General features: G+C 60.4%; 19 protein-coding genes. 11 read left to right on the top strand and 8 right to left on the bottom strand.

Annotated elements, in window-relative coordinates; genetic code table 11:
- Positions 1-9 precede the first annotated feature (9 nt).
- Positions 10-225: a TIGR02450 family Trp-rich protein gene (locus TU73_RS20930; RefSeq protein ID WP_057013821.1), complete on the bottom strand. Its 216-nt coding sequence runs from the start codon at positions 223-225 to the stop codon at positions 10-12.
- Positions 222-1,208, bottom strand: a complete 987-nt coding sequence (locus TU73_RS20935; RefSeq protein ID WP_057013822.1) for an NAD(P)/FAD-dependent oxidoreductase — start codon at positions 1,206-1,208, stop codon at positions 222-224. The genes TU73_RS20930 and TU73_RS20935 overlap by 4 nt, the downstream gene beginning before the upstream one ends.
- 212 nt (positions 1,209-1,420) lie before the next feature.
- Between TU73_RS20935 and TU73_RS20940 the strand changes: the two genes are divergently transcribed.
- On the top strand, positions 1,421-2,320 hold the full coding sequence (locus TU73_RS20940; RefSeq protein WP_057013823.1) for a TIGR01777 family oxidoreductase: 900 nt from the start codon (positions 1,421-1,423) through the stop codon (positions 2,318-2,320).
- Positions 2,321-2,334: 14 nt separating this feature from the next.
- Positions 2,335-3,360, top strand: coding sequence for a ferrochelatase (gene hemH / locus TU73_RS20945; RefSeq protein WP_057013824.1), 1,026 nt, complete (start codon positions 2,335-2,337; stop codon positions 3,358-3,360).
- Between the two features lie 67 nt (positions 3,361-3,427).
- Here the strand turns inward: hemH and TU73_RS20950 are convergent, their stop codons facing one another.
- Together TU73_RS20950 and algW are read right to left on the bottom strand one after the other, a co-directional pair.
- A complete protein-coding gene (locus TU73_RS20950; RefSeq protein ID WP_057013825.1) occupies positions 3,428-5,521 on the bottom strand; it encodes a TonB-dependent siderophore receptor in 2,094 nt (697 codons plus the stop codon).
- A 110-nt stretch (positions 5,522-5,631) separates the two neighbouring features.
- The gene (gene algW / locus TU73_RS20955) at positions 5,632-6,792 is read right to left on the bottom strand and encodes a Do family serine endopeptidase AlgW (protein WP_043049273.1); all 1,161 of its coding nucleotides are present in this window, start codon (positions 6,790-6,792) and stop codon (positions 5,632-5,634) included.
- Positions 6,793-6,893: 101 nt separating this feature from the next.
- Between algW and TU73_RS20960 the strand changes: the two genes are divergently transcribed.
- The 3 genes from TU73_RS20960 (at position 6,894) to cysN (ending at position 10,656) form a co-directional block, all read left to right on the top strand.
- Positions 6,894-7,652, top strand: a complete 759-nt coding sequence (locus TU73_RS20960; RefSeq protein WP_043049274.1) for a Nif3-like dinuclear metal center hexameric protein — start codon at positions 6,894-6,896, stop codon at positions 7,650-7,652.
- A gap of 178 nt (positions 7,653-7,830) precedes the next feature.
- Positions 7,831-8,748: a sulfate adenylyltransferase subunit CysD gene (gene cysD, locus TU73_RS20965; protein WP_043049276.1), complete on the top strand. Its 918-nt coding sequence runs from the start codon at positions 7,831-7,833 to the stop codon at positions 8,746-8,748.
- A gap of 9 nt (positions 8,749-8,757) precedes the next feature.
- A complete protein-coding gene (gene cysN / locus TU73_RS20970) occupies positions 8,758-10,656 on the top strand; it encodes a sulfate adenylyltransferase subunit CysN (RefSeq protein WP_057013826.1) in 1,899 nt (632 codons plus the stop codon).
- A gap of 728 nt (positions 10,657-11,384) precedes the next feature.
- Here cysN and TU73_RS20975 read toward each other — a convergent pair.
- The 3 genes from TU73_RS20975 to TU73_RS20985 form a co-directional block, all read right to left on the bottom strand.
- Complete coding sequence (locus TU73_RS20975; protein WP_057013827.1) at positions 11,385-12,284, bottom strand: acyltransferase; 900 nt, start codon at positions 12,282-12,284, stop codon at positions 11,385-11,387.
- Positions 12,285-14,384 (bottom strand): phosphate acetyltransferase, encoded by a 2,100-nt coding sequence (gene pta / locus TU73_RS20980; RefSeq protein WP_057013828.1) that lies wholly within the window; start codon positions 14,382-14,384, stop codon positions 12,285-12,287.
- Between the two features lie 79 nt (positions 14,385-14,463).
- On the bottom strand, positions 14,464-14,754 hold the full coding sequence (locus TU73_RS20985; protein ID WP_057013829.1) for a DUF3565 domain-containing protein: 291 nt from the start codon (positions 14,752-14,754) through the stop codon (positions 14,464-14,466).
- Between TU73_RS20985 and TU73_RS20990 the strand changes: the two genes are divergently transcribed.
- A complete protein-coding gene (locus tag TU73_RS20990) occupies positions 14,753-15,238 on the top strand; it encodes an FKBP-type peptidyl-prolyl cis-trans isomerase (RefSeq protein ID WP_003171645.1) in 486 nt (161 codons plus the stop codon). The two genes, TU73_RS20985 and TU73_RS20990, sit on opposite strands and share 2 nt — an antisense overlap.
- A 291-nt stretch (positions 15,239-15,529) precedes the next feature.
- Here TU73_RS20990 and rpsT read toward each other — a convergent pair whose 3' ends face one another.
- On the bottom strand, positions 15,530-15,808 hold the full coding sequence (gene rpsT, locus TU73_RS20995) for a 30S ribosomal protein S20 (RefSeq protein WP_003188401.1): 279 nt from the start codon (positions 15,806-15,808) through the stop codon (positions 15,530-15,532).
- A gap of 253 nt (positions 15,809-16,061) precedes the next feature.
- On the opposite strand from rpsT, the gene murJ reads away from it, so the two are divergent.
- The 5 genes from murJ (at position 16,062) to TU73_RS21020 (ending at position 22,454) form a co-directional block, all read left to right on the top strand.
- Positions 16,062-17,600 (top strand): murein biosynthesis integral membrane protein MurJ, encoded by a 1,539-nt coding sequence (murJ, locus tag TU73_RS21000; RefSeq protein ID WP_057013830.1) that lies wholly within the window; start codon positions 16,062-16,064, stop codon positions 17,598-17,600.
- 119 nt (positions 17,601-17,719) lie between these two features.
- Complete coding sequence (gene ribF, locus TU73_RS21005; RefSeq protein ID WP_057013831.1) at positions 17,720-18,658, top strand: bifunctional riboflavin kinase/FAD synthetase; 939 nt, start codon at positions 17,720-17,722, stop codon at positions 18,656-18,658.
- Between the two features lie 14 nt (positions 18,659-18,672).
- The gene (ileS, locus tag TU73_RS21010) at positions 18,673-21,504 is read left to right on the top strand and encodes an isoleucine--tRNA ligase (RefSeq protein WP_057013832.1); all 2,832 of its coding nucleotides are present in this window, start codon (positions 18,673-18,675) and stop codon (positions 21,502-21,504) included.
- Entirely contained in the window at positions 21,497-22,009 is a 513-nt protein-coding gene (gene lspA / locus TU73_RS21015) for a signal peptidase II (protein WP_057013833.1), read from the top strand. The genes ileS and lspA overlap by 8 nt, the downstream gene beginning before the upstream one ends.
- Before the next feature lie 7 nt (positions 22,010-22,016).
- Positions 22,017-22,454, top strand: a complete 438-nt coding sequence (locus tag TU73_RS21020) for an FKBP-type peptidyl-prolyl cis-trans isomerase (protein WP_173668908.1) — start codon at positions 22,017-22,019, stop codon at positions 22,452-22,454.
- The last annotated feature ends 139 nt before the right edge of the window (positions 22,455-22,593 follow it).

Here is a 22,593-nt window from a genome sequence, read left to right on the forward strand (position 1 = left end):
TGGCAGGGTTTACTTCCAACCCATTTGCCAGGCTTCAACGTTCTGGAGGGTCTGCCAGGAAAAGCGTCCAGTGCGTCGAGTGAGGATGGCTTGCAGTTCAATCTCCAGCACAGTGCCTTCTTCGTCACAAAACACTTCGGTGACCAGGAAATGTTTTTCCTTGTGGCGGGGCTGTGCTGCCGTCCATTTCGACAGCAGCAGTTTGGCGGGATTGATGCGATTCATTGCAGATGCTCGATCAAGCGCCGCGCCGCTTCCTGGCCGCTGAGCCAGGCGCCCTCCACACGGCCGGATAAGCACCAGTCACCGCAGACGAACAATCCCAGGTCGGCATCGGCCAGCACTCCGAACTCATGGCTGCTGGACGGCCGGGCATAGAGCCAGCGGTGCGCCAGGCTGAACGAAGGCGCGGGCATCGCGCTGTGCAGCAGCTCGGCGAAGGCACCGTGCAGGTGTTCGATCACTGCTTCCTTGGGCAGGTCCAGGTGCGCCTTGCTCCAGGCGCTGGTGGCGTGCAGCACCCAGGTGTCGAGGGTGGTGTCACGCCCGGGTTTGCTGCGGTTGCGTGCCAGCCAATCCAAGGGGCTGTCTTGTAGGAAGCAGCCCTCCATTGGCGTATCCAGGGGCTTGTCGAATGCCAGGGCGATGGCCCAGGTCGGGTCCATCTTTACGCCGGCCGCGGCACTCGCCAGTTTGGGGGCGGCGGCCAGCAACGTGGTGGCTTGGGGCGCCGGCGTGGCGACGATCACATGACTGAAGGGGCCATGGTTGCCGCCGTCCGCGTCGAGCAGGTTCCAGTGCTGCGTACCTTGGAATACCTCGGTGATGCGGCAACCGAACTGCACCGGCAAGTCATCGAGCAGCGCGCGCGTAATGGCGCTCATGCGCGGCGTGCCAACCCAGCGGATCTGTTCATCGGGCGAGGGCGTCAGCTGGCCGGACTTGAAGTTGTACAGCTGGGGCTTCCATTGCTCTGCCCAGCCGTTAGTTTGCCAGCGCTGCACTTCGTTGACGAAGCGCCGGTCACGGGCGGTGAAATATTGTGCGCCCATGTCCAGGGCTCCGGCATCGCTGCGTTTGCTGGACATGCGTCCGCCACTGCCGCGGCTTTTATCGAAGAGTTGTACAACATGCCCTGCGTCTCGTAACGCTCGGGCGGCGGAGAGACCGGCGATGCCGGTACCAATGATCGCGATAGGAACAGTCATGGGAGGCCTCGTTTTACCGTTGGGTACAGACTACGCCGACACCAATAGCTGTACAATATTGTTTTTTGGTATAAGTTTTGGCGTGCCTGATTGTGTGGCGTGACCTATGGTTAAGCTAAGGCTTAAACGCTCGTCACGCTCGATTATCAAATTGATCCCTGCTTATAAAATAGACCAGTGAGCGGCGGCGAACGTTACATGAGGAGAGTCCCATGCATATTTTGCTGACCGGCGGTACCGGCCTGATTGGCCGTCAACTCTGCAAGCACTGGCTCGCCCAGGGCCATCGCCTGACGGTGTGGAGCCGGCAACCGGAAACGGTTGCCCGGGTGTGTGGTGCGCAGGTGCTTGGAGTTGCTCGTCTGCAAGAGGTGATTGGCGCGGTGGACGCGGTGGTCAACCTGGCGGGCGCGCCCATTGCTGATCGGCCCTGGACCCACAAGCGCAAGGCGTTGTTGTGGAGCAGTCGGATCAACCTCACGGAAACCCTGCTGGCGTGGATGGAGGGCCTGGAGCAAAAACCTGCGGTACTGATCTCCGGTTCTGCCGTGGGTTGGTATGGCGACGGCGGCGAGCGCGAATTGACTGAGGCCAGCGGCCCGGTACTGGATGATTTCCCCAGCCAGCTGTGTATTGCCTGGGAAGAAACCGCCCAGCGTGCCGAAGCCCTGGGCATACGTGTGGTGCTGGTGCGCACCGGCCTGGTGCTGGCGGCCGAGGGCGGCTTTTTGTCGCGCCTGTTGCTGCCGTTCAAACTGGCGCTGGGCGGGCCGATCGGCAAGGGTCGGCAGTGGATGCCCTGGGTGCATATCAAGGATCAAATCGCCCTGATTGATTTTCTTCTGCACAAGGAAGACACCAGCGGTCCTTATAATGCCTGCGCGCCTCACCCGGTGCGTAACCGCGAGTTTGCCAAGACCTTGGGCCAGGTGTTGCACCGCCCGGCGTTCATGCCGATGCCGGCCTTCGTGTTGAAGGTTGGTCTGGGGGAGTTGTCCGGCCTGTTGCTGGGCGGGCAAAAGGCACTGCCCGAGCGGCTGTTGGCGGCGGGTTTCACTTTCCAGTTCACTGAATTGCGTGCGGCTCTGGACGACTTGTCCAGCCGCCTCTAGAGATAGGATGTTGCATGACGGATCACGCGTTGTTACTGGTCAACCTGGGCTCGCCAAAGTCCACTTCGGTGGCCGATGTGCGCAGCTACCTCAATCAGTTCCTGATGGATCCCTACGTGATCGACTTGCCTTGGCCGGTAAGGCGCTTGCTGGTGTCGCTGATCCTGATCAAGCGTCCCGAGCAGTCGGCCCATGCCTACGCATCGATCTGGTGGGACGAGGGTTCGCCGCTGGTGGTGCTGAGCCGTCGCCTGCAACAGCAGATGACCGCGCAGTGGACCCATGGCCCGGTGGAGCTGGCGATGCGGTATGGCGAGCCGTCCCTGGAAACCACCCTGACGCGCTTGGCCGCCCAGGGCATCCAGAACGTCACGCTGGCGCCGTTGTATCCGCAGTTTGCCGACAGCACCGTCACCACGGTGGTGGAGGAGGCCAAGCGTGTGGTGCGCGACAAGAAACTGAATATCCAGTTTTCGATTCTGCAACCCTTCTATGATCAGCCGGAATATTTGGATGCCCTGGTTACCAGCGCCCGCGCTCACCTGGAGCAGGATTACGATCATTTGTTGCTGAGTTTTCATGGCTTGCCCGAGCGGCATCTGAAAAAGCTCGACCCTACCGGCGGGCATTGCTTCAAGGATGCCGACTGCTGCAAGAATGCTTCGCCTCAAGTGCTCGCCACTTGCTATCGCGCGCAATGCTTCAGCGTTGCCCGGGATTTTGCCGAGCGCGCCGGTTTGCCCGATGGCAAATGGTCGGTCGCGTTTCAATCGCGCCTGGGTCGGGCGAAGTGGATCGAGCCCTACACCGAGGCACGCCTGGAGGCGTTGGCCCAGCAAGGGGTGAAAAAGTTGCTGGTGATGTGCCCGGCGTTTGTCGCCGACTGCATCGAGACCCTGGAAGAAATTGGCGATCGCGGCCGTGAGCAGTTTCGCGCGGCGGGGGGCGAGGAGTTGGTGCTGGTGCCGTGCCTGAATGACGACCCGCAATGGGCGGCAGCACTCAATACTCTGTGCGAACGAGCGCCGACGACGCTATAACCCGAACCGAGTGAAGATCAAAGTGTGGGAGGGGGCTTGCCCCTTTCCACATTTAGTCCAATGTTCGTCAGAGATTGAGGGTCAAGCTGACTGTGAGGTTGCGCGGCTCGCCGGGGTTGGCCCAGTACCTGCTGTAGGACCGCTCGTAGTACTTCTCATCGAACAGATTGTTAAGGTTCAACCCCACGGTGACATTCTCCGTCGCCTTGTAATGGGCGAGCAAATCCACGGTGTGGTAGGCCGGCAGCTCAAAACCTGTACCCGCTTCACCAGAACGATCACCCACGTAGGTGAACGCCGCACCCAGGTCCGAACCACGCAACGCGCCATCCTGGAATTCATACACCCCCAACAGACTGCCACTGCGCTTGGCTACGCCGAGAATGCGGCTGCCGGTGGGGATTTCTTTGTCGCCCTTGGTCACTTCGGCGTCGATATACGCGAAGGCGCCGATCACACGTATGGCGTCGGTCACTTGCCCGCTCACTTGCAGGTCAAAGCCCTGGCTGCGGGCCTTGCCCATGGCGCGGTTGGTGTCGCTCGCAGGGTCCAGGGCCAAAACGTTTTCCTTTTCGATATGGAAGGCGGCCAGGGTTGCGCTGAGTCGCTCGTCAAACAGTTCGCTCTTGATCCCCACCTCATAGCCCACGCCTTCTTCTGGCTTGAAGGATTTGCCACCGGCATCCAGGCCGTTGTTTGGCTTGAACGAGGTGGACGCATTGGCGAACACCCCGATTTCCGGCGTCAGTTGGTAGAGCAGGCCGGTGCGCTGGGTGAGGGCGTCGTGGCTCTGGCGACTTTTGGTGTGGTTGCGGGCGAAGTCGTCGGTGCTTTGTTCGAAATGTTCGAAGCGCGCACCCACCATGCCGCGCAGGCGGTCGGTGAAGATGATCTGGTCTTGTAGATTCAGCGCGTGGCTTTTGGTCTGTTCGAAGAAGTCGGTACCAGAACGTTTGCCATTGGGTTTGGGCTGGCCATAGACCGGTTTATAGATATCGATAGGGTAGTCGCCGTCGATCGCTGTCACGCGCTCCTTCTTGCGGTAGTCCTCGTATTCGGTGCCAATCAGCAGTTCATGCTGCCAACTGCCAATATCGAACAGGCCGCGTAGTTCCAACTGGGTGATGCTGTCGTGCCAGCCCGTGGAGCGTTCACGGTAGCGGCGGTTGACGGTGTGGCCATCCGCGTTAAGCGCACGGCTTTCCGACGCGTCACCCCACAGGCTGCCTTGCTTGTAGTGGCTGGCCAGGCGCAGCTTCCAGGCGTCATTGAGGTGGTGCTCCAACGCGGCCTGGATGCGGTTGTTGTGGTTATCAATATTGCTGTCGTTGGGCTCGCCGAGGAAGGTTGAGTGGGACATGCCGGTATTGGCGACGATGCCGCGGTCGAAGGTGGAGCTGTGGCGCACGAATTCGCTTTCTACGAGCAGATGGGTGTCGGGGTCGAGTTGCCAACTGAATGAAGGCGCGACGAACACCCGTTTGCTGTCGACGTGATCGCGAAAGCTGTGATTGTCTTCCACCGCCAGGTTGACCCGGGACAATACGCGCCCTTCGCTGTCCAGCGGTGTATTCACGTCCAAAGCGGTGCGGTAGCGGTCCCAACTGCCGGCGCTGGTCTGTAGGGTGGTGAAGGCGTCGGGCTGGGGTTTCTTGGTGACGATATTCACCGTGCCGCCAGGGTCGCCGCGCCCATACAGGCTGGCGGCGGGGCCCTTGAGCACTTCAATGCGTTCGATATTGGCGGTATCGGGCGTACTCGGGTAACCGCGGTTGGCGCTGAAACCATCCTGGTAGAACTCGGACGTGGTGAAGCCGCGCACGCTGTATTCGTAGAGGGTCAGGCCGCCGAAGTTGTTTTGCTTGGACACGCCGCCGGCAAATTCCAGGGCGCGTTCGACATTGGTGCTGCCCAGGTCCTTGAGCACTGTAGCGGGAATCACGCTGATCGACTGTGGGATATCGCGCAGGGCGGTGTCGGTCTTGGTGGCACTGGCCGAGCGTGTGGCACGGTAGCCCGTGACTGGCCCGGTGGCGGATTCATAGGCCTCGGAGGTCACGCTGATGGTGTCCAGTTCCAGGGTGTTTTCTTCGGCGTAGGCAGGGTCGAGCAGCAAACCCAGGGCCAGGCCGGCCGAGGGCACAAACTTGCGAGGCGGCATGATAGAACGTTCCAATGGCGATATTGAAACAATATAACATGCCTAATGAGAATGAATGCTTTAAAGCGTGGCCTGCAAGCGCCCGCGAACGGGCGCCTGGTATGCGTGGGCTATTGTTCCTCTTTCACCGGCGCCGTCGCCGGCGGTGGGCGCAGGCCGATTTCCGCTGACAGCTTGATCTCCTTGCCGTTGCGCATGACCTGGATCGCCACCTTGTCGGTCGGCTTGATCCGCGCCACCTGGTTCATCGACTTGCGGCCATCACCGGCCGGGGCCCCGTCGATACTGAGGATCACATCGCCCAGTTGCAGGCCGGCTTTCTGCGCCGGACCGTCGCGGAAGATCCCGGCAACCACGATCCCCGGGCGCCCGGTCAAGCCGAACGACTCTGCCAGTTCCTTGGTCAGTGGCTGCACTTCAATGCCCAGCCAGCCACGAATCACCTGGCCGTGTTCGATGATCGACTTCATCACTTCCATCGCCAGCTTCACCGGGATCGCGAAACCGATGCCCTGTGAGCCGCCGGACTTGGAAAAAATCGCGGTATTGATGCCCGTCAGGTTGCCATTGGCATCCACCAGCGCGCCGCCGGAATTGCCCGGGTTAATGGCCGCGTCGGTCTGGATGAAGTCTTCGTAGCTGTTAAGGCCCAGTTGGTTACGCCCGGTGGCGCTGATGATGCCCATGGTGACCGTCTGGCCAACGCCGAACGGGTTGCCGATGGCCAGCGCCACATCACCCACGCGCAAACCGTCGGAACGGCCGAGAGTGATGGACGGCAAGTTCTTCAAATCGATCTTCAGTACCGCAAGGTCGGTTTCCGGGTCGCTGCCCACCACGCGGGCCAAGGTCTCGCGACCGTCACGCAGGGCCACCACGATCTGGTCGGCGCCGCTGGTCACGTGGTTATTGGTGAGGATGTAGCCTTCGGGGCTCATGATCACCCCGGAACCCAGGCTGGACTCCATGCGGCGTTGCTTGGGACCGTTGTCACCGAAATAGCGGCGGAACTGCGGGTCTTCGAACAATGGATGCGCGGGTTTGTTGATGACCTTGGTGGTGTACAGGTTGACCACCGCAGGGGCTGCAATGGTGACCGCATCGGCATAGGTCACCGGGCCTTGGACCACCGTGCTGGTCTGCGGCGCCTGTTGCAGGTTCACATCTAGGGTGGGCAGGCCCACCCATTGGGGATAACGCTGGATAATCAGCATCGCGATCAGCACGCCAGCCAACAATGGCCATCCAAAAAAACGCAGTGCCTTGAGCATCAAGTAAGTCCTGACAGGTTGCAGGGGGCGGGAGAGCGCCCATAATGTCGCGCATTATACGAGGCTGCGAGGCCTGCGAACGGGATATTTAGGAGTCTTTTATGGCCGTCCCCCTTACCACCCTCGTCGAGGAAGCGGACCGCTACCTCGGCAGTGCAAAAATTGCTGATTATTGCCCCAACGGCCTGCAGGTCGAGGGGCGCCCGCAGGTGATGCGCATCGTCAGCGGCGTGACCGCCAGCCAAGCGTTGCTGGACGCCGCCGTCGAAGCCAAGGCCGATCTGGTGCTGGTGCACCATGGTTATTTCTGGAAGGGCGAAAACCCGTGCATTACCGGCATGAAGCAACGCCGCCTGAAGACCCTGCTCAAGCATGACATCAGCTTGTTGGCTTACCACTTGCCTTTGGACCTGCACGCCGATGTCGGCAACAACGTGCAACTGGCGCGTCACTTGGACATCACCGTCGAAGGCCCGCTGGACCCGAGCAACCCCAAGATCGTCGGTCTGGTTGGCTCCCTGGCTGAGCCTCTATCGCCCCGGGACTTCGCTCGCCGCGTGCAGGACGTGATGGGCCGCGAGCCGCTGCTGATCGAAGGCAGCCAGATGATCCGTCGCGTTGGTTGGTGCACCGGGGGTGGCCAGGGCTATATCGACCAGGCGATTGCCGCGGGTGTCGACCTGTACCTGAGCGGTGAGGCATCCGAACAGACCTTCCACAGCGCACGGGAAAACGACATCAGCTTCATCGCCGCCGGCCATCACGCCACCGAGCGCTACGGTGTTCAGGCATTGGGCGACTACCTGGCGCGACGCTTTGCCCTGGAGCATCTGTTCATCGATTGCCCGAACCCGATCTGAAGGTGGGAGGAGGCTTGCCCCTCCCACACTTGCCCGCATTTCAGGCCAAACTCGACGGCATATTCATATACCGTTTCGATCTAGTTGGCGCCCTGAATAGAAGCAGGTGCTGTGCTAGCATGCCTCGCTCGAACACGGCCCGCTGGCCGTCCATAAGATCGTTTTTCCGTGAGTAACCATGGTCGACAAACTGACGCATCTGAAACAGCTGGAGGCGGAAAGCATCCACATCATCCGCGAGGTCGCCGCCGAGTTCGACAACCCGGTGATGCTCTACTCGATCGGTAAAGACTCCGCCGTGATGTTGCACCTGGCACGCAAGGCTTTTTTCCCAGGCAAGCTGCCGTTCCCGGTGATGCACGTCGACACCCGCTGGAAATTCCAGGAGATGTACAAGTTCCGCGACCGCATGGTTGAAGAGCTGGGCCTGGATCTGATCACCCACGTCAACCCCGATGGCGTGGCGCAGGGCATCAACCCGTTCACACACGGCAGTGCGAAGCACACCGACATCATGAAGACCGAGGGCCTCAAGCAGGCCCTGGACAAGCATGGTTTCGACGCAGCGTTCGGCGGTGCCCGTCGCGATGAAGAGAAATCCCGTGCCAAAGAGCGCGTGTACTCGTTCCGTGACAGCAAGCACCGCTGGGATCCGAAGAACCAGCGTCCGGAGCTGTGGAACGTCTACAACGGCAACGTCAACAAGGGCGAGTCGATCCGCGTGTTCCCGCTGTCCAACTGGACCGAGCTGGACATCTGGCAGTACATCTATCTGGAAGGCATCCCGATCGTGCCGCTGTACTTCGCCGCCGAGCGCGACGTGATCGAAAAGAACGGCACGTTGATCATGATCGACGACGACCGCATCCTCGAGCACCTGTCCGACGAAGACAAAGCCCGCATCGTCAAAAAGAAAGTACGTTTCCGCACCCTTGGCTGCTACCCGTTGACGGGCGCGGTGGAGTCCGAAGCCGAGACGCTGACGGACATCATTCAGGAAATGCTCCTGACGCGAACTTCCGAGCGCCAGGGCCGGGTCATCGATCACGATGGCGCCGGCTCCATGGAAGACAAAAAACGTCAGGGTTATTTCTAAGGGGTTGTCATGTCGCACGTATCTGATTTGATCAGCGAGGACATCCTCGCCTACCTGGCCCAGCACGAGCGCAAGGAAATGTTGCGCTTCCTGACCTGCGGCAACGTCGATGACGGCAAGAGCACCCTGATCGGGCGCCTGCTGCACGACTCCAAGATGATCTACGAAGATCACCTGGAAGCCATCACCCGCGATTCGAAGAAGTCCGGCACCACGGGCGATGACATCGACCTGGCCTTGCTGGTCGACGGCCTGCAGGCCGAGCGTGAGCAGGGCATCACCATCGATGTTGCCTATCGCTACTTCTCTACCGCCAAGCGCAAATTCATCATCGCCGACACCCCCGGCCATGAGCAGTACACCCGCAACATGGCCACCGGTGCGTCTACCTGCGACCTGGCGATCATCCTGATCGACGCCCGCTACGGCGTGCAGACCCAGACCCGTCGCCACAGCTTTATCGCTTCGTTGCTGGGGATCAAACACATCGTGGTGGCCGTCAACAAGATGGACATCAATGGCTTTGACCAAAGCGTCTTCGAGTCGATCAAGGCCGATTACCTGAAGTTCGCCGAAGGTATTGCGTTCAAGCCGAGCACCCTGGCCTTTGTACCGATGTCGGCGCTCAAGGGCGACAACGTGGTGAACAAGAGCGAGCGTTCGCCCTGGTACACCGGCCAGTCGCTGATGGAGATCCTCGAGACCGTCGAGATCGCCAACGACCGCAACTACACCGACCTGCGTTTCCCGGTGCAGTACGTCAACCGTCCGAACCTGAATTTCCGTGGTTTCGCCGGCACCCTGGCCAGCGGCATCGTGCACAAGGGCGATGAAGTGGTGGTGCTGCCGTCGGGCAAGAGCAGCCGGGTCAAATCCATTGTCACCTTCGAAGGTGAGCTGGAAAACGCCGGCCCAGGCCAGGCCGTGACCTTGACCATGGAAGACGAGATCGATATCTCCCGTGGCGACCTGCTGGTGCATGCCGACAACGTGCCGCAAGTGACCGACGCCTTCGACGCCATGCTGGTGTGGATGGCCGAAGAGCCGATGCTGCCGGGCAAGAAATACGATATCAAGCGCGCCACCAGCTACGTACCGGGGTCCATCACCAGTATCGTGCATCGCGTGGATGTGAACACCCTGGCCGAGGGCCCGGCGAGTTCGCTGCAACTCAACGAAATCGGCCGGGTTAAGGTCAGCCTCGACGCTGCCATTGCGTTGGATGGCTATGACAGTAACCGCACCACTGGCGCCTTCATCGTTATCGACCGTTTGACCAATGGCACTGTTGCCGCGGGCATGATCATCGCGCCGCCGATCAATCATGGCGGTTCCGCGCAGCACGGCAGTCTCGCGCATGTCGCCACCGAAGAGCGCGCCCTGCGTTTCGGCCAGCAGCCGGCTACGGTGTTGTTCAGCGGCCTGTCCGGCGCTGGCAAGAGCACCTTGGCCTACGCGGTTGAGCGTAAGCTGTTCGATATGGGGCGTGCGGTGTTTGTACTGGACGGCCAGAACCTGCGTCACGACCTGAACAAGGGCTTGCCCCAGGACCGTACCGGGCGTACCGAGAACTGGCGCCGTGCGGCTCACGTCGCCCGTCAGTTCAATGAGGCTGGCTTGCTGACCCTGGCCGCGTTCGTGGCGCCGGATGCCGAAGGCCGTGAGCAGGCCAAGGCGCTGATAGGTGCCGATCGTCTGCTGACCGTGTACGTGCAGGCGTCGCCGCTGGTATGTGCCGAGCGCGATCCGCAAGGTTTGTATGCGGCGGGCGGGGATAACATCCCTGGCGAATCCTTCCCGTACGACGTGCCGTTGAATGCCGACCTGGTAATCGACACCCAGGCCCTGTCGTTGGAAGAGAGCGTCAAGCAAGTGCTGGAGCTGTTGCGTCAGCGCGGCGCGATCTAAGGGTTGGCGCTACAAAAAAGCCCGCCACCGATGACTCGATGGCGGGCTTTTTTACACCTTCTCAAATGTGGACTCGGTCAATGTGGGAGCTGGCTTGCCTGCGATGGCGGACTGTCAGTTTATTTATCCTTAGCTGATCCACCGCTATCGCAGCATAGGTATCTACACAACTGCGATACGAAGCTGAACCCGTGGCGAGGGAGCTTGCTCCCGTGACGGCCTGACAGTCGGCGCCTATCTCCCTAACGTGCCGCGATCCAAATGTGGGAGCTGGCTTGCCTGCGAAGGCGGCCTGGCAGCGAACTGGGATGGTGGATCAGACCGCGTACATATCCGTTATTAAAGTAACGGCCACTTAGGGTTCCGCCCTGACGGCGGGTCACTTTGGAAAAGAGCCCCAAAGTAACCAAAGGGCTCTTGCCCCACCACTCGGCACCTCGCCTTGGCTCGGTGTGCCCGAACGCAGGCTTGAGTCCGTGGGCCGCCGCCACGCGCCATCCATGGCGCGGGGCGGCTAACCCGGCGTCCTGCCGGGTTACCCACGAATTCAAGCCTGCGTTCGGCCAGCGTGGTTTAACGGGGCGCCTGAGATCAAAAGCAGATCAAGATCAAGAGCGACTTGCTTCGCATCGTGGTTACCGTCGGCTGATACAACCTACAAAGTTATGTAGATACCTATGGCTATCGCAGGCAAGCCAGCTCCCACATTAAATTTCTTCCACATGTGATCAGCGGCTGGCCGGAAAGTCTTTGTGAAGCTGCTCCAGAAATGCATCCTTGTCTTCCCACAGCTGGTTTATCCAGCCTTGGAACGCCAACCGATACGCTCCATCCTGCTCATAATTCTTGCCAATGAACTCGGCCGGAATCTGCACCTCTTCAAAGTGCACCACCACGTCCTTCACATTCCCGCACAGCAAATCCCAATACCCAGGGCGTCCGCCAGGATAGTGAATGGTCACATTCACCAGTGACTTCAACTGCTCCCCCATGGCATCCAGCACAAACGCAATGCCGCCGGCCTTGGGCTTGAGCAAATAGCGAAATGGGGAATTTTGTTGTGCATGCTTGCCCGGGGTAAATCGTGTGCCTTCGGCAAAGTTGAAAATCCCCACCGGATTGTCGCGAAACTTCGCACAGGTTTTGCGCGTGGTTTCCAAGTCTTTGCCTTTCTTCTCCGGGTGCTTCTCCAAATATGCCTTGCTGTAGCGCTTCATGAAGGGAAAACCCAGTGCCCACCAGGCCAAACCAATCACCGGCACCCAGATCAATTCCTGCTTGAGGAAGAACTTCAGCGGGCGAATACGCCGATTGAGCACGTATTGCAGCACCATGATGTCGACCCAGCTCTGGTGGTTGCTGGTCACCAGGTAGGAGTGCTGGTAGTCCAAGCCCTCGAGGCCAGTCAGGTGCCAGCGCGTGCGCCGTACCAGGTTCATCCAGCCCTTGTTGTTGGTGACCCAGGCTTCATGGGTATGGTTCATCAGCCATTCGCTGAAGCGCTTGGCGAACGGCAGCGCCTTGAACAGGGCGACGATAAACAGGAACGAGCACAGCAGGATCGTGTTCAGCGCCAACAGCAGCGATGCGATCACACCACGCACGGCGGCAGGTAGAAAATCCAGCATTTAGATATCCATAGGTCGGTTAGCGGCTTGAATCGCCGTCAGGGCGATGGTGTACACGATGTCGTCTACCTGGGCGCCACGCGGCAGGTCGTTCACCGGTTTGCGCAGGCCCTGGAGCATCGGCCCCAGGCTTACGCAATCGGCGCTGCGTTGTACGGCTTTGTAGGTGGTGTTGCCGGTGTTCAGGTCCGGGAACACGAACACCGTAGCCTTGCCCGCAACCTGGCTGTTGGGGGCCAGTTGCCGGGCGACGTTTTCGTTGGCGGCGGCGTCGTATTGCAGCGGGCCGTCGATCAGCAGCGAGCTTTGCTGTTCGTGGGCGAGCAGGGTAGCTTCACGGACTTTTTCCACTTCTTCGCCACTGGCCGAATCACCGCTGGAATAGCTGATCATCGCCACCCGTGGCGTGATGCCGAATGCGGCGGCGGAATCGGCGCTTTGCAGGGCGATTTCCGCCAGTTCCGCAGCGCTTGGGTGTGGGTTCATCACACAGTCGCCGTACACCAGCACCTGCTCGGGGAACAGCATGAAGAACACCGACGATACCAGGGTGCATCCGGGCGCGGTCTTGATCAGCTGCAGGGCAGGGCGAATGGTATTGGCAGTGGAGTGAACAACCCCGGAGACCAGGCCGTCCACTTCGTCCAGGGCGAGCATCATGGTGGCGATCACCACGGTATCTTCCAGCTGTTGCTCGGCCATGGGCGCGTTGAGGCTCTTGGTCTTGCGCAACGCGACCATTGGCTCGACGTAGCGTTGGCGTATCAGGTCCGGGTCGAGAATCTCCAGGCCCTCGGGCAGTTCGATACCCTGGGCGCGGGCGACCGCCTCCACATCCTCCGGCTTGGCCAGCAGCACGCAACGGGCAATGCCCCGGGCCTGACAGATGGCGGCGGCTTGCACGGTCAGCGGCTCGCTGCCTTCGGGCAACACAATGCGCTTGTTGGCGGCCTGGGCGCGTTGGATCAACTGGTAGCGGAACACGGCCGGCGACAGGCGCATCTCCCGTGGCGTACCGCAACGTTGGTGCAGCCAGCGCGCATCGAGGTGGCTGGCGACGAAGTCAGTGATGATCTCCGCACGCTCGCGGTCATCGATGGGAATTTCCTTGTTGAGGCTATTGAGCTGGTTGGCGGTGTCATAGGAGCCCGTGCTCACCGACAGCACCGGCAACCCGGCCTGGAAGGCGCCACGGCACAGGTCCATGATGCGCGGGTCGGGCAGGGTGTCGCTGGTCAGCAGCAGGCCGGCCAGTGGCACGCCGTTGATCGCCGCCAGGCTGACGGCAAGGATGATATCGTCGCGATCCCCTGGGGTTACCACCAGCACGCCGGGCTTGAGCAGCTCCACGGTGTTGCGCATGGTGCGCGCGCAGATGATGATCTTGGTCATGCGCCGGCTTTCGTAGTCGCCGGCGTTGAGGATCTGCGCGCCCATCAGGTCGGCCACGTCACGGGTGCGCGGGGCGTTGAGCTCGGGCTGGTAGGGGATGCAGCCGAGCAGCCGGAAATCACCGGTGCGCAACAGCGGCGAATGCTCTTTCAGGCGCGCCGAGAAGGCTTCCATGCTTTCGTCGGTGCGTACCTTGTTGAGGATCACGCCCAGCACTTTCGGGTCTTTCGGACCGCCGAACAATTGCGCCTGCAATTCCACCCGGCCAGAAAGTTCGGTGAGCACCTCGTTTTCTGGTGCCGAGACCAGGATCACTTCGGCATCCAGGCTCTTGGCCAGGTGCAGGTTGACCCGTGCGGCGTAGCTGGCGCTGCGGGTCGGCACCATGCCTTCGACGATCAGGACGTCCTTGCCCACGGCGGCCTGCTGGTAGAGGGTGATGATTTCTTCGAGCAGTTCATCGAGCTGGCCGTCGCCGAGCATGCGCTCTACGTGGGCAAGGCCCAAGGGTTGGGGCGGTTTGAGCCCGTGGGTGCGTGCCACCAGTTCAGTGGAACGTTCCGGGCCGGTATCGCCCGGGTGAGGCTGGGCAATCGGTTTGAAAAAGCCGACTTTAAGGCCGGCCCGTTCCAGGGTGCGCACCAGCCCAAGGCTGATGGAGGTCAGGCCCACACCAAAATCGGTGGGCGCGATAAAAAAAGTCTGCATGCGGATTCTCTGGAGGTGCATGGCTTGGGTGACGCTCTATGTTTGAGCGCCTACCGCGGATCAGGCGCCAAGGTTAGCGCTATTCTTGCGCTTGCGCACACCAGCCGCACGCAAAGGGTTGGCCTATTTTTTCCAGGCGTTGCGCGGGGTCGAGTACCCAGGCGCGCGACTGCCATGGCGGCTGGTGGCGCAGGTGCTGGGTGTGCCCGCAGGACAGTTCGACGACCCAATGCCGGTCGTCGTCCTGATGGAAGCCGGTGATGAAGGATGCCGTTGATCGGCCCCGTCCGTCCGGGTTCTGTTCGCTTTCGGGTAAATCCTTGTTTAGACTTGTCCGTTCTTCATTCTTTTGCAAAAGGTCTCGCCCCATGACGATCGCCGCTAACAAGGCTGTCTCCATCGACTATACCCTGACCAACGACGCTGGTGAGGTCATCGACAGCTCAGCCGGCGGCGCGCCGCTGGTCTACCTGCAAGGCGCAGGTAACATCATCCCGGGCCTGGAAAAAGCTCTGGAAGGCAAGGCTGTTGGTGATGAACTGACCGTCGCCGTGGAACCTGAAGATGCCTACGGCGAATACTCCGCCGAGCTGGTCAGCACCCTGAGCCGCAGCATGTTCGAAGGCGTTGACGAGCTGGAAGTGGGCATGCAGTTCCACGCTTCCGCGCCGGACGGCCAAATGCAGATCGTCACCATCCGTGACCTGGACGGCGACGACGTGACCGTCGACGGTAACCACCCTCTGGCAGGCCAGCGCCTGAACTTCCAAGTGAAGATCGTTGCCATTCGCGACGCTTCCCAGGAAGAAGTGGCCCACGGCCACGTCCACGGTGAAGGCGGTCATCACCATTGATTGTGGTTTGATCAATAGATAGCAAAAACGCCCCGACTGGTTCGGGGCGTTTTTTTGGGGCCTGAAAATACCTGCCTGACACCCATGGTCCAATGTGGGAGGGGGCTTGCCCCCGATAACGGTGGATCAGTCGCCAGAAGCAGTGGCTGACACTCCGCAATCGGGGGCAAGCCCCCTCCCACAGTTTGGTCGCGGTGTATTTTCAAGCACAAACAAAAATGCCCCGGACCTTTCGGTACGGGGCATTTCTTAACTGTTTCGCAACCAGGGCTGCGTGGCAGTTGTTACCACTTAGGCTGCAGCAGGAACGCTCAGAGCCTTGATGTGGCCATTCAGGCGGCTCTTATGACGAGCGGCCTTGTTCTTGTGGATGATGCCTTTATCGGCCATACGGTCGATAACTGGCACGGCCAGAACGTAAGCAGCTTGGGCTTTTTCAGCGTCTTTGGTGTCGATGGCTTTAACTACATTCTTGATGTAGGTACGAACCATGGAACGCAGGCTGGCGTTGTGGCTGCGACGCTTCTCAGCCTGTTTTGCACGTTTTTTGGCGGAAGGTGTGTTGGCCACCGTCGAGCTCCTCGAAAGACTTTTTAGGAAATAGCAAACAAAATAGGCCGCGAATCATGCCGATGACTTGATGGGTTGTCAAGGGCGGCTGATGCGAACTGCTGAGTGGTCGATCTGAAGAGGCGGGTGATTTATTTCCGGCGCTTGACCTGTAAACTCGCGAGCTTTGGCTCTGTGCTGTTGCAGGCGCGCAGTATCGCATAAGTGGGCGCTTTGTTCGCCTGCTCTTTATCTATAGGCGCAAACTCTTTCAATGAATCTGCTCAAATCGTTGGCTGCCGTCAGCTCTATCACGATGATCTCCCGGGTTTTGGGGTTTGTGCGTGACACCCTGCTGGCGCGCATCTTTGGCGCCAGCATGGCCACGGATGCCTTCTTTATTGCCTTTAAACTGCCCAACCTGTTGCGGCGGATCTTCGCCGAAGGCGCATTTTCCCAGGCGTTCGTGCCGATCCTGGCCGAATACAAGACCCAGCAAGGCGAGGAGGCGACCCGTACCTTTATCGCCTACGTCTCGGGCCTGCTGACCCTGGTACTGATGCTGGTGACCCTGATCGGCATGCTCGCCGCACCCTGGGTGATCTGGGCCACAGCCCCGGGATTTGCCAATACTCCGGAAAAATTCGCACTGACCACTGATCTGCTGCGAGTGACCTTTCCTTATATATTGCTGATTTCCCTGTCGTCCCTGGCCGGGGCGATCCTCAATACGTGGAACCGTTTCTCGGTGCCCGCCTTCGTGCCGACCCTGCTTAACGTCAGCATGATTATTTTTGCGCTGTTCCTGACGCCGTATTTCGATCCGCCAGTCATGGCCCTGGGCTGGGCGGTCCTGGCCGGAGGCCTGGCGCAGCTGCTGTACCAGCTGCCGCACTTGAAGAAAATCGGCATGCTCGTGCTGCCGCGCCTGAATCTCAAGGACACCGGTGTCTGGCGCGTGATGCGCAATATGCTGCCGGCGATTCTCGGGGTGTCGGTGAGCCAGATTTCGCTGATCATCAACACCGCGTTCGCCTCGCTGCTGGTCTCGGGCTCGGTGTCGTGGATGTATTACGCTGATCGCCTGATGGAGTTGCCGTCCGGCGTGCTTGGCGTGGCGTTGGGCACGATCCTGCTGCCGACCCTGGCGCGCACCTACGCCAGCAAGGACCGCCAGGAGTATTCGCGAATCCTCGATTGGGGTCTGCGCCTGTGCTTCCTGCTGGTATTGCCATGCGCCCTGGCCCTGGGGATCCTTGCCGAACCGCTCACGGTCTCGCTGTTTCAATACGGAGAATTCGATGCGCATGACGCCTTGATGACCCAACACGCGCTGGTTGCCTACTCCGTCGGTCTGCTCGGCATTATTGTGATCAAGGTGCTGGCACCTGGTTTTTACGCGCAGCAAAACATCCGCACACCGGTGAAAATCGCAATTTTCACGCTGATCGTCACGCAACTGCTCAACCTGGTATTTATCGGACCTTTGGCCCATGCCGGGCTGGCGTTGGCGATCAGTGCCGGCGCCTGTATCAATGCCGGCCTGCTGTTTTACCAACTGCGCAAACAGCAGATGTACCAGCCACAGCCGGGTTGGGGAGTGTTCTCCCTCAAGTTGCTCGTGGCAGTCGCCGCGATGTCCGCCGTGCTCGTTGGCCTGATGCACGTAATGCCGGCTTGGGGCCATGGCGATATGCTGGAGCGCTTCATGCGCCTGGGTGTATTGGTGGTCGCGGGCGCGGCGGTGTACTTCGGCATGTTGCTGTTGCAGGGTTTCCGCCTGCGGCATTTCAATCGCAAGTCGCTGGGATAGAGAGTTTGCCGCGATAAAACGGGTGTTTTATCGAATCGACCCATTTGGCCTGCGCTGTTGCCTGTCGTCCGGGGCTGGGTGTGGTTATAATCGACCACTTTATGAGCAAGAAGCGCGTTATGCAGCTGGTTCGAGGTCTTCACAACCTGCGCCCCGAGCATCGGGGCTGCGTCGCCACTATTGGCAACTTTGACGGTGTTCACCGTGGTCACCAGGCTATCCTGGCCCGGCTACGTGAGCGTGCGGTCGAGTTGGGCGTGCCCAGCTGCGTGGTGATTTTCGAGCCACAACCGCGGGAGTTCTTTACCCCGGAAACGGCGCCGGCCCGTCTGGCGCGCTTGCGCGACAAGCTGCAACTGCTGGCCGAAGAGGGTGTGGACCGCGTCCTTTGCCTGGCTTTCAACCAGCGCTTGCGTAGCCTCAGCGCCACCGAGTTCGTTGACCGTATCCTGGTGGAGGGCCTGGGGGTGCAACACCTGGAAGTCGGCGACGACTTCCGTTTCGGGTGTGACCGGGTCGGAGATTTCGATTTCCTGCAACATGCCGGCGCCAGCCAGGGGTTTACCGTCGAAGCCGCGCAAACCGTCGAACTGGACGGTCTGCGCGTGAGCAGCACCCAGGTGCGTAACGCCCTGGCTGCTGCCGACTTCGGCTTGGCCGAGCGTTTGCTCGGTCGCCCGTTCCGCATTGCCGGGCGGGTATTGCACGGTCAGAAGCTGGCGCGCCAATTGGGCACGCCAACTGCCAACGTGCAACTCAAGCGCCGTCGTGTACCGTTGACCGGGGTTTACCTGGTGAGCGTCGATATCGACGGTCAATCGTGGCAGGGAGTCGCCAATATAGGCGTCAGGCCCACGGTTGCAGGTGATGGCAAGGCCCACCTGGAAGTTCACCTTTTGGATTTTGCCGGTGATTTATACGACCGGCGTTTGACGGTGGTTTTCCACCAGAAGCTGCGTGAAGAGCAGCGTTTCGCCTCCCTGGAGGCGTTGAAAACGGCGATCAATGCGGATGTCGCCGCCGCCCGTGCACTAGCCGCACCTAGCGCCCATCGCTAACCGAAGAGCCTTAAATGACCGACTATAAAGCCACGCTAAACCTTCCGGACACCGCCTTCCCAATGAAGGCCGGCCTGCCACAGCGCGAACCGCAGATCCTGCAGCGCTGGGACAGTATTGGCCTGTACGGAAAGTTGCGCGAAATTGGCAAGGATCGTCCGAAATTCGTCCTGCACGACGGCCCTCCTTACGCCAACGGCACGATTCACATCGGTCATGCGCTGAACAAGATTCTCAAGGACATGATCATCCGCTCGAAGACCCTTTCGGGCTTCGACGCGCCGTATGTCCCGGGCTGGGACTGCCACGGCCTGCCGATCGAGCATAAAGTCGAAGTGACCTACGGCAAGAACCTGGGCGCGGATAAAACCCGCGAGCTGTGCCGTGCCTATGCCACCGAGCAGATCGAAGGGCAGAAGTCCGAATTCATCCGCCTGGGCGTGCTGGGCGAGTGGGACAACCCGTACAAGACCATGAATTTCAAGAACGAGGCCGGTGAAATCCGTGCCTTGGCCGAAATCGTCAAGGGCGGTTTCGTGTTCAAGGGCCTCAAGCCCGTGAACTGGTGCTTCGATTGCGGTTCGGCCCTGGCCGAAGCGGAAGTCGAGTACGAAGACAAGAAGTCCTCGACCATCGACGTGGCGTTCCCGATCGCCGACGACGCCAAGCTGGCCGAGGCCTTTGGCCTGGCGAGCCTGAGCAAACCGGCTGCCATCGTGATCTGGACCACCACCCCGTGGACCATCCCGGCCAACCAGGCGCTGAACGTGCACCCGGAATTCATCTACGCCCTGGTGGACGTCGGTGATCGCCTGCTGGTGCTGGCCGAGGAAATGGTCGAATCGTGCCTGGCGCGTTACGAGTTGCAAGGCTCGGTGATCGCCACCACCACCGGTTCAGCGCTGGAGCTGATCAACTTCCGCCATCCGTTCTACGACCGCCTGTCGCCGGTGTACCTGGCCGACTACGTGGAACTGGGCGCCGGCACCGGCATCGTTCATTCATCGCCAGCCTATGGCGTGGATGACTTCGTGACCTGCAAAGCCTATGGCATGGTCAATGACGACATCCTGAACCCTGTGCAGAGCAATGGCGTCTACGTGCCGTCCCTGGAATTCTTCGGCGGCCAGTTCATCTTCAAGGCCAACCAGCCGATCATCGACAAGCTGTCGGAAGTCGGCGCGCTGCTGCACACCGAAACCATCAAGCACAGCTACATGCACTGCTGGCGCCACAAGACCCCGCTGATCTATCGCGCCACCGCGCAGTGGTTTATCGGCATGGACAAGCAGCCTGCTCAGGGCGAGACCCTGCGCAACCGTGCGATCAAGGCCATCGAAGACACCCAGTTCGTCCCGGCCTGGGGTCAGGCGCGCCTGCACTCGATGATCGCCAATCGCCCCGACTGGTGCATCTCGCGCCAGCGCAACTGGGGTGTGCCGATCCCGTTTTTCCTGAACAAGGAAAGCGGCGAGCTGCACCCACGTACCGTCGAACTGATGGAAGTCGTGGCTCAACGCGTCGAGCAGGAAGGCATCGAAGCCTGGTTCAAGCTGGATGCCGCTGAGCTGTTGGGTGACGAAGCGCCGCTGTATGACAAGATCAGCGACACCCTCGACGTGTGGTTCGATTCGGGTACCACCCACTGGCACGTGCTGCGCGGCTCGCACCCTATGGGTCACGAGACCGGCCCGCGTGCCGACCTGTACCTGGAAGGCTCGGACCAGCACCGCGGCTGGTTCCACTCGTCGTTGCTGACCGGATGCGCCATCGACGACCACGCACCATACCGTGAGCTGCTGACCCATGGCTTCACCGTCGACGAAAACGGTCGCAAGATGTCCAAGTCCCTGGGCAACGTGATCGCGCCGCAAAAGGTCAACGACACCCTGGGTGCCGATATTATGCGCCTGTGGGTGGCCTCGACCGACTATTCGGGCGAGATGGCCGTTTCGGAGCAGATCCTGCAGCGCAGCGCCGACGCCTACCGTCGCATCCGCAATACCGCACGCTTCATGCTGTCGAACCTGACCGGTTTCAACCCGGCCACCGACCTGCTGCCAGCCGAGGACATGCTCGCCCTGGACCGTTGGGCTGTGGACCGTACCCTGTTGCTGCAGCGTGAGCTGCAGGAGCACTACGGCGAGTACCGCTTCTGGAACGTCTACTCGAAGATCCACAACTTCTGCGTGCAGGAGCTGGGCGGTTTCTACCTCGACATCATCAAGGACCGCCAGTACACCACCGGCGCCAACAGTAAGGCGCGCCGCTCGGCGCAGACCGCGCTGTACCACATCAGCGAAGCGCTGGTGCGCTGGATCGCACCGATCCTGGCGTTCACCGCCGACGAACTATGGGAATACCTGCCGGGCGAGCGTAACGAGTCCGTCATGCTCAACACCTGGTACGAAGGCCTGACCGAACTGCCGGCCGACTTCGAACTGGGCCGCGAGTACTGGGAAGGCGTCATGGCGGTCAAGGCTGCGGTGAACAAAGAGCTGGAAGTCCAGCGTGCGGCCAAGGCCGTGGGCGGCAACCTGCAAGCCGAAGTCACCCTGTTTGCCGAGGAAGGCCTGACCGCCAACCTGGCCAAGCTGAGCAACGAACTGCGCTTCGTGCTGATTACCTCCACCGCGAGCCTGGCACCTTTCGCCCAGGCCCCGGCGGATGCAGTAGCTACCGAAGTACCGGGCCTCAAGCTCAAAGTGGTCAAGTCGGCCTTCCCCAAGTGCGCCCGTTGCTGGCACTGCCGTGAAGATGTCGGTGTGAACCCTGAGCACCCGGAAATCTGTGGTCGTTGCGTCGACAACATTTCTGGTGACGGCGAGGTTCGCCACTATGCCTAATGCAGCCAGTCGTTTCGGACGTCTGGGCTGGCTCGTACTGAGCCTGCTGGTCCTGGTCATTGACCAGGTCAGCAAGGCTCACTTCGAAGGCTCCCTGGAAATGTTCCAGCAAATCGTGGTGATCCCGGATTACTTCAGCTGGACCCTGGCCTACAACACCGGCGCCGCCTTCAGCTTCCTGGCGGATGGCGGGGGCTGGCAGCGCTGGTTGTTTGCCCTGATCGCCGTGGTAGTCAGTGCCGTGCTGGTGGTGTGGCTCAAGCGGCTGGGCCGCGACGACACCTGGCTGGCTATCGCCCTGGCCCTGGTGCTGGGTGGCGCGCTGGGCAACCTGTATGACCGCATCGCCCTGGGCCATGTGATCGACTTCATCCTGGTGCATTGGCAGAACCGCCATTACTTCCCGGCGTTCAACTTTGCCGATAGCGCCATTACTGTCGGTGCAATCATGCTGGCGCTGGATATGTTCAAGAGCAAGAAAACCGGAGAGACCGTCAATGACTGATCAGGTATTGGCTGAGCAACGCATCGGCCAGAACACGGAAGTCACTTTGCATTTCGCATTGCGCCTGGAGAATGGCGACACGGTCGATAGCACCTTCGACAAAGCTCCGGCGACTTTCAAGGTGGGCGACGGTAACCTGTTGCCGGGTTTTGAAGCAGCCCTGTTCGGCTTCAAGGCTGGCGACAAGCGTAACCTGCAGATCCTGCCGGAAAACGCCTTTGGCCAGCCCAACCCGCAAAACATACAGATCATCCCGCGTTCGCAGTTCGAAGGCATGGACCTGTCGGAAGGCTTGCTGGTGATCTTCAATGATGCGGCGAATACCGAATTGCCTGGTGTGGTTAAAGCCTTCGATGATGTGCAAGTGACCATCGATTTCAACCATCCGTTGGCCGGTAAAACCTTGACGTTTGATGTTGAAATCATCGACGTTAAAGCGCTCTAACTGACGAAACCGGTTCCTGTGACGCTGGCTTGTGTGGGAGCTGGCTTGCCTGCGATAGCATCACCTCGGTGTACCTGATACATCGAGTCGCTTGCATCGCGGGCAAGCCCGCTCCCACAGAGGCTTATTCTATAGAGCT

This window comes from Pseudomonas libanensis (assembly GCF_001439685.1).
Classification (GTDB): Bacteria; Pseudomonadota; Gammaproteobacteria; order Pseudomonadales; family Pseudomonadaceae; genus Aquipseudomonas; species Aquipseudomonas libanensis.

Coding starts and splice junctions, on each gene's coding strand:
- TU73_RS20960 (WP_043049274.1), top strand. CDS start 6,894: ATGGCCGTCCCCCTTACCACCCTCGTCGAGGAAGCGGACCGCTACCTC.
- cysD (WP_043049276.1), top strand. CDS start 7,831: ATGGTCGACAAACTGACGCATCTGAAACAGCTGGAGGCGGAAAGCATC.
- hemH (WP_057013824.1), top strand. CDS start 2,335: ATGACGGATCACGCGTTGTTACTGGTCAACCTGGGCTCGCCAAAGTCC.
- ileS (WP_057013832.1), top strand. CDS start 18,673: ATGACCGACTATAAAGCCACGCTAAACCTTCCGGACACCGCCTTCCCA.
- cysN (WP_057013826.1), top strand. CDS start 8,758: ATGTCGCACGTATCTGATTTGATCAGCGAGGACATCCTCGCCTACCTG.
- TU73_RS20975 (WP_057013827.1), bottom strand. CDS start 12,284: ATGCTGGATTTTCTACCTGCCGCCGTGCGTGGTGTGATCGCATCGCTG.
- lspA (WP_057013833.1), top strand. CDS start 21,497: ATGCCTAATGCAGCCAGTCGTTTCGGACGTCTGGGCTGGCTCGTACTG.
- TU73_RS20940 (WP_057013823.1), top strand. CDS start 1,421: ATGCATATTTTGCTGACCGGCGGTACCGGCCTGATTGGCCGTCAACTC.
- TU73_RS20930 (WP_057013821.1), bottom strand. CDS start 225: ATGAATCGCATCAATCCCGCCAAACTGCTGCTGTCGAAATGGACGGCA.
- algW (WP_043049273.1), bottom strand. CDS start 6,792: ATGCTCAAGGCACTGCGTTTTTTTGGATGGCCATTGTTGGCTGGCGTG.
- ribF (WP_057013831.1), top strand. CDS start 17,720: ATGCAGCTGGTTCGAGGTCTTCACAACCTGCGCCCCGAGCATCGGGGC.
- pta (WP_057013828.1), bottom strand. CDS start 14,384: ATGCAGACTTTTTTTATCGCGCCCACCGATTTTGGTGTGGGCCTGACC.
- TU73_RS20990 (WP_003171645.1), top strand. CDS start 14,753: ATGACGATCGCCGCTAACAAGGCTGTCTCCATCGACTATACCCTGACC.
- TU73_RS20950 (WP_057013825.1), bottom strand. CDS start 5,521: ATGCCGCCTCGCAAGTTTGTGCCCTCGGCCGGCCTGGCCCTGGGTTTG.
- TU73_RS20935 (WP_057013822.1), bottom strand. CDS start 1,208: ATGACTGTTCCTATCGCGATCATTGGTACCGGCATCGCCGGTCTCTCC.
- TU73_RS20985 (WP_057013829.1), bottom strand. CDS start 14,754: ATGGGGCGAGACCTTTTGCAAAAGAATGAAGAACGGACAAGTCTAAAC.
- murJ (WP_057013830.1), top strand. CDS start 16,062: ATGAATCTGCTCAAATCGTTGGCTGCCGTCAGCTCTATCACGATGATC.